Raw genomic sequence first — 7,570 nt, 5'->3', positions numbered from 1 at the left:
TGGGCTACCCCGGGCTTCCGCGCCCCCCAACCCCCCGCGCCCTCCCGCCGCGCCCTGGGTCGGGTTTCACCCCCCCCCCCCCCCCACGGGGGGGGCTCGGCAGGTATGTGACCTGCCGAGCCCGCCGCTTCGTGCGCGTGTGCCGATGGGGCGACCACCCCGGCGGGGGGTAGGGGCGCGTGCCGTCCGGCACGCGCCCCTACCCGTCCCCGCTACTGCTGCTTGAGCAGCCATTCGTGGATGACGGCCGCCGTGACCTCACCATTGCCTTCGAGCATGGTGTAGTGGGTGCCCGGGACGTCCACGGCCTCGTGCGGCAGCGGCCACGCCGCCTGCCACTCCTCGGCCGGCGGCTGGGGCTGGCCCGGCTCGATGCCGAAGCACTCGGTGGCCCGGACGAGCAGGGTCGGCGTCGTGATCTCCTTCGGCAGCCAGCTCTCGAACAGGTCGAAGTACGCCGACATCGCCGTGAGCCGCGTGCCGGTCATCCGGCCGAAGTCCTTCTCGAGCTCCAGCGCCTTGGACTCCATCACCGGCACGATGTAGGAGGTCTGCTGGTAGCCGGCCAGGTAGCTGTCGATCAGGACCACACCCTGCGGGTGTATCCCCCGTGCTTCCAGCCTGGCGGTCACCTCGTGCGCGACCCGGCCTCCGGAGGAACGGCCGACCAGTGCGAACGGCTCTCCGTCCGCCAACTGCTCGATGTACCGCACGGCGTACTCGGCCAGTGCGTCGATGCTCTTCGCGACGGGCTCGCCCGTCACGAATCCGGGAAGCATCATCGACCACACGTCACGGATGCCGCGCAGCGGCCCGGCGAGGCTGACCAGTTCCTGGTTGCTCGCCCAGACGGACTGCGAGGGGAAGCCGATGAGCTTCGGGAAGTCGGAGCCGGCGCCGAGACGCACGGGCTCGGGTCCCTTGCGCACCTGGTCCGGCTCCGAGAAGGTCTCCCGAAGGTCGATCGAGCTGCGCAGCACGGTGTGCCCGATGTCGAGCCTGCCGATTTCGACAGCGCGCCGGTACAGCGCCTCGACTCCGTTGACCACCGCGATGTCGTCGGTGACGTCCGCCTCCGCGGCCTGTTCCGGCCGCCGCACGGTTGATGCCGCTCCCTCCTGGGTGGCCGAGCCGCCCAGGCGCTCATTCAGTTCATGGGCGAGTGCGGCCGGCGACGCGTGGTCGAAGACCACCGTGGGCGCCAGGCGCAGCCCCGTGAGCTCGTTGAGACGGTTGCGCATCTCCACCGAGGTCAGGGAGTCGAAGCCCAGCTCGCCGAAGGTGGTGCCGTCCTTGATCGCTTCGGCACCGGAGTAGCCCAGTACCTGCGCGGTTTCGGTGCGTACGAGTTCGATGAGCACAGCCAGCCGCTCGGGCCCGGCCGTGGCGGCCAGCCGCTCGTTCAGCTGCGAGGCCGCAGGGGTGGTCGTACGCTCCGCGCGCCGCTGCGGTGTCCGGATGAGGCCACGGAGCAACGGCGGGACCCGGGTGCTGCCCGAAGGCCGCGCGGTCGAGGTGCTGAGCAGCATCGGGACGGCCACGGCCCGCGTACCGCCGAGGGCTGCGTCGAAGGCCTCCATGCCGGTTTCCGCGCTGAAGCCGATGACCCCGCTACGGGCCATCCTGGCGCGCTCGGCCTGGCCGAGTGCCGCGCCCATGCCATCGGACAGTTCCCACCAGCCCCAGGCGAGCGAGGTCGCGTTCAGTCCCGCTGCGTGGCGATGCAGCGCGAGGGCGTCCAGGAAGGAGTTGGCCGCCGCGTAGTTGCCCTGCCCCTGGCTGCCCAGCAGGCCGGCCGCGGACGAGAAGAGTACGAACTCCCGTACGTCGCTGTCACGGGTGAGCTCGTGCAGGTGCCAGGCGGCGTCGGCCTTGGCTCGCAGCACGGTGTCGAGCCGGTCTGCGGTCAGGGACTCGATCGTGCCGTCGTCCAGTACGCCCGCGGTGTGCACGACGCCGGTCAGCGGCCGATCGGACGGGATGCCCTCCAGCAGGGCAGCGAGCGCGTCCCGGTCGGCGACGTCGCATGCGAGCGCGTCGGCCTCGGCGCCGAGTGCACGCAACTCGGCCAGCAGCTCGGTCGCTCCTGGTGCGTCGCCACCACGACGGCCGGCCAGTATCAGGTGCCGGACTCCGTGTTCGGTGACCAGGTGCCGGGCCACGATCGCGCCCAGGGCCCCGGTCCCGCCGGTGATCAGTACGGTTCCCTCGGATCCGAAGCGCGGTGCGCGGGCGGGCGTCTTGGCCGCCCTGGCCAGGCGGGGGGCGCTCGCGATGCCCGCGCGCAGGGCCAGTTGCGGCTCGTCCGTACCGAGCGCGGCGGGCAGCACCTGGTACGAGGCCGCCTCGTCGTCGAGGTCGATCAGCACGATCCGGCCGGGGTGCTCGGACTGTGCGGTCCGCACCAGGCCCCAGACCGCCGACGCCGCCAGGTCCTCGACGCTGTCGGTGGCACCTGGTGCCACCGCGCCCCGAGTGAGCAGCAACAGCTTCGACGCCGCCAGACGTTCGTCGGCGAGCCAGTGACGGAGGGTGTCCAGCACACGGTGGGTCGCCGCGTGCGTTGCCTCGAGGAGGCCGCCCTGGTCACCGCCGAAGCAGGACATGACCACCACCGACGGAGCGGGCTGCCCCGATTCCACGGTGTCGAGCAGGGACTGCGCGTCGAGGTACGGCGTACCGGTGAATCCGGCCTCGACGAGGCGCGGACGGATCTCCAGCGGGTCGAAGCCGAGCATCGCCCATTCGCCGGCCGTCGGGCGCGAGCCCAGGGACACCGGCGTCCACTCCAGGGCGAACAACGAGTCTGGCCGGGGCGCTGCGGCCTGTTCGGTGAACTGGTCCGGCGCCGGGGCCCTCATCGTCAGTGAATCGATGGTGGCGACCGGAAGACCCGAGTCGTCGGTGACGGTGATCGCCACCTCCGTCTGGCTTACCGGCGCGAGGTGCACCCGGGCGGTGGAGGCGTGAGTGGCGTGCAGACGTATGCCGGTCCACGCGAACGGCAGGCCGCCCTTGACGGCTTCCCGGTCGGGCGTGAGGCCCAGGATGTCCAGCGCCAGCGGCTGGAGCGCCGCGTCCAGCAGGGCCGGGTGGACGCCGAAACCGGTGTCCTCGGTACCCGCCGCGTCCGGGAGGCCGATTTCCGCGAAGAGTTCGCCTTCCCGGTTCCACAGCGCGCGCAGTCCCTGGAACGCCGGTCCGTAGGTGAGACCGCCACCGGCCAGGCTCTCGTAGAACTCGTCGACCGGGACCCTCTCCGCTCCGGCCGGCGGCCACACCGTGGTGGGCTCGATGGACGGCTCGGCTGTCCCTGCGACGGCCAGCACACCGGAGGCGTGCCGCGTCCACAACTGTTCGGTGTCCTCTCCGCCCTCCGGCCGTGCGTACACGGTGATCGGGCGACGGCCCGTCTCGTCGGGGCCGCCCACCGCGACCTGGATCGCGGTGCCGCCCTGCTCGCGCAGGATCAGGGCGCTCTCCAGCGTGAGTTCCTCGATCAGGTCACAGCCCACCTGGTCGCCGGCCCGCAGGGCCAGCTCCACGAATGCGGTACCGGGCAGCAGTGCCGTGCCGAGCATCGAGTGGTCGGCGATCCACGGCTGGGCGTCGAGGGAGAGCCTGCCCGTGAACAGGAATCCGTCCGACCCGGGCAGCGGTACACCGGCGCCGAGCAGCGGATGCCCGGTGGCCGTCAGTCCGAGACGGGTGGGGTCGCCGCTGCCGATGGACACCGACTGCAGCCAGTAGCGCTTGTGCTGGAAGGCGTACGTGGGCAGTTCCGCCCGGCGCGCGGTCGTGCCGGCGAACAGGGCCGTCCAGTCCACCCGCGCGCCCACCACCGACACCGCCGCGACGGCGCGGATCAGTGCGGCGTCCTCCGGGCGGCCGGACGGCAGGGCGGGAACGCTCACGACGTCGACCCCACGCTGGTGGACCGACTCCTCGGCCAGTGCGGTCAGCGCACCGCCCGGGCCCAGCTCCACCGTCATGCGCACGCCCCGGTCCAGCACCGTGCGCACGCCGTCCGCGAAGCGGACCGCCTCACGCACGTGCCGCACCCAGTACTCGGGAGTCCCGATCTCGGCACCGGCGATCTCACCGGTCAGGTTCGACACCACCGGTACCCGCGGCTGATGGAACTCCACTCCCGCCAGCACCTTGGAGAACTCTGCCAGCATCGGTTCCATCCGAGCCGAGTGGAAGGCGTGGCTCACCGGCAGGCGCTTGACCCGCAGTCCCCGGTCGGAGAACGTCCCGGCCACCTCGGCCACCGCGTCCTCGTCACCGGACACCACCACGGCGGACGGTCCGTTCACCGCCGCGATGCCGGCGCGACCCTCCGCGCCCGACAACAGCTCCAGGACCTCGTCCTCGGCCGCCTGCACGGCGTACATCGCCCCGCCGGCCGGCAGCGCCTGCATCAGCCGTCCTCGGGCGGCGACGATCCGGCAGGCGTCGGGCAGGGACCACACGCCGGCCGCGTACGCCGCCGACAGCTCACCGATCGAGTGTCCCAGGAGCACATCGGCCCGGACGCCCCACGAGCTGACCAGCTCGAACAGGGCCACCTCCAGGGCGAAGAGCCCGGCCTGGGTGAAGACCGTCTGGTCCAGGGCCTCGGCGTCGGTGTACACCACTTCCTTCACGGGCCGCTCAAGGAGCAGGTCCAGGTGGCCGCACACCTCGTCGAAGGCCGTGGCGAACACCGGGAAGCGGTCGTAGAGCTCGCGCCCCATGCCGAGCCGCTGCGAGCCCTGGCCGGTGAACAGCAGTGCCAGACCGCTCTCGCCGGCCACACCCCGCACCACACCGGCGCCCGTCCGGCCCTCGGCCAGCTCTGTCAGCGCGGACAGGAAGCCTTCCCCGTCCTCCGCCTCGGCCACGACCACCGCGCGGTGTTCCAGGGTCGCTCGTGTGGACGCCAACGACAGACCGATGTCCACCGGTCGCGTGCCCGCGTCGCGCACGTGCTCCGCCAGGCGCAGCGCCTGTGCCCGCAGGGCTTCCTCCGACCGGGCGGACACCACCCACGGCACCGCCCCGTCCACCGTTCCGGCGGCCAGGGGCGTGGACTCCCGGTCAGGAGCCTGCTCCAGGATGATGTGGGCGTTGGTGCCGCTGATGCCGAACGAGGAGACACCGGCACGGCGCGGACGGTCCGACTCCGGCCACTCCCGGTTCTCGGTCAGCAGTTCCACCGCGCCCTTCGACCAGTCCACCTGAGGAGTGGGGTCAGCGGCATGCAGCGTCTTCGGCAGGACGCCGTGGTGCATGGCCAGCACGGACTTGATCACACCCGCCACGCCTGCGGCGTACTGGGTGTGGCCGATGTTCGACTTGATCGACCCGAGCCACAGCGGGGCGTCCTGCGGCCGGTCCTGACCGTAGGTGGCCAGCAGAGCCTGCGCCTCGATCGGGTCGCCCAGCTTGGTGCCCGTGCCGTGCGCCTCCACGACGTCCACGTCCGCAGCCGACAGGCCGGCGTTGGCGAGTGCCTGCCGGATCACCCGCTGCTGAGACGGGCCGTTCGGCGCGGTCAGGCCGTTCGACGCACCGTCCTGGTTCACCGCCGAGCCGCGTACCACCGCCAGTACCGGACGGCCGTCACGGACCGCGTCCGAGAGGCGCTGGACGGCCACCATGCCGACGCCCTCGCCCCAGCCGGTGCCGTCCGCGTCCGCGGAGAACGCCTTGCAGCGGCCGTCCCCGGCCAGCCCGCCCTGACGGTCGAACTCACCGAAGGCACCGGGGGTGGACATCACGGTCACGCCGCCGGCCATGGCCAGGTCGCATTCCCCGTTGCGCAGCGCCTGCGCCGCCAGGTGCAGTGCCACCAGCGACGAGGAGCACGCCGTGTCCACCGTGACCGCGGGCCCTTCCAGGCCCAGCGCGTAGGACACCCGGCCGGACATCACACTGCCCGAGGCACCGGTCATCGCGTAGCCGCTGCCGGCCTCGGAGGAGTTCATCAGTACCGCGGTGTACTCCTGCGGGGTACCTCCGACGAAGACGCCGGTACGGCTGCCTCGAAGGGTGTGCGGGTCGATTCCGGCCCGCTCCAGGGTCTCCCACGCCGTTTCCAGCAGCAGCCGCTGCTGGGGGTCCATCGCCAGCGCCTCGCGCGGCGAGATCCCGAAGAACGCGGCGTCGAAGTCGCCGGCTTCGGCGAGGAAGGCGCCTTGCCGTGCCGAAGCGGCGTCCCCCATCAGGCTGGTCATGGCAGTTCCGTGCCAGCCGCGGTCGGTCGGGAAGCCGGCCATTTCGTCACGGTTCTCGACGAGCAGACGCCACAGCCCCTCGGGGTCGCGCACGCCACCGGGGAAGCGGCAGCCCATGCCGACGATCACGATCGGATCGTCGTCGGTCACGCTGAGGACCGGCAGAGCGGCCTCCACTCGGGCGTCGAAGAGCTCCTCGTGCAGATGAGTGGCGAGTCGGTGCGGCGTCGGGTGGTCGAAGACGAGGGTGGCGGGCAGGCGCAGGCCGGTGGCCTTGTTCAGCCGGTTGCGCAGTTCCATCGCGGTCAGCGAGTCGAACCCGAGGTCCTTGAACGGCTTCGCGGCCGTGATCTCGTCCGTGGTGCCGTGAGTCAGGACGTTCGCGGCTTCTGTCCGGATCATGGCGAGGAGCCGGTCGTGCTGTTCGGCCGGGGTGAGTCCGCCGAGTTCCGCCGACAGGGCCGATCCGGCCGTGTCGTCGTCGGGAGCCTCGGAGGAGTCCTCCGCCAGAGCCCGGGCGACCTCGGGGATGTCCTCGATCAGGGGGCGTCGGCGTGCCAGCGTGTATCCGGGAACGAACCGCTCCCAGTCCATGTCGGTGACCGTCAGCGCGGTCTCGTCCCACGCGATCGCCTGACGCAGCGCCTGCACCGCCAACTGCGGTTCCATGCCGCGGATGCCCCGGCGTGACAGCATCTCGGCGGTGTCGCCCTCGGCCATGCCGGTGGCCTTCCAGTTGCCCCACGACACGGAGGTCGCGACCAGGCCCCGGGAGCGACGGTCCCACGCGAGACCGTCCAGGAACGCGTTGGCCGCCGCGTAGGCGCCGGCTCCGGCGCTGCCCCAGACGGCCGCGCCGGAGGAGAAGAGGACGAAGGCGTCCAGCTCCAGCCCCGCCGTCAGCTCGTCCAGATGACGGGCACCCAGAACCTTGGCGGCGAACGACGTGTCGAGCAACTCGGAAGTGATGTCCGTGAGTGCGGCGGGGATCGAGATGCCCGCCGCGTGGAAGACGGCCCTCAACGGCTGTTCCGCCGGAATCGCGTCGATCACTGCGGCCAGCGCGTCACGATCCGTCACATCACACGCGGCGACCGTCACATCGGAGCCCAGCCCCCGCAACTCCTCCACCAGCTCGGCGACACCCTCGGCCCGCTCACCACTACGACTGACCAACACCACACGCTCGGCACCCGACCCGGCCAACCACCGCGCCACATGCCCAGCCACACCACCCGTACCACCAGTGACCAGCACCGTCCCACGCGGAGCCCACTCACCCCCACCGGAACCCCCACCCAAAGGAGCCCTCACCAACCGGCGACCGAACACCCCCGACGAACGAACCG

General features: G+C 71.7%; 1 protein-coding gene. It reads right to left on the bottom strand.

Annotation, left to right across the window (positions count from 1 at the left end; all coding sequences use genetic code 11):
* Nucleotides 1-212: 212 nt before the first annotated feature.
* Nucleotides 213-7,478: an SDR family NAD(P)-dependent oxidoreductase gene (locus tag ACFYW3_RS38935; RefSeq protein ID WP_389389019.1), complete on the bottom strand. Its 7,266-nt coding sequence runs from the start codon at nt 7,476-7,478 to the stop codon at nt 213-215.
* Between the last annotated feature and the right edge of the window lie 92 nt (nt 7,479-7,570).

It is taken from the genome of Streptomyces sp. NPDC002602 (genome assembly GCF_042889445.1).
Lineage (GTDB): Bacteria > Actinomycetota > Actinomycetes > Streptomycetales > Streptomycetaceae > Streptomyces.
This window is presented reverse-complemented; position numbering and strand designations above follow the sequence as displayed.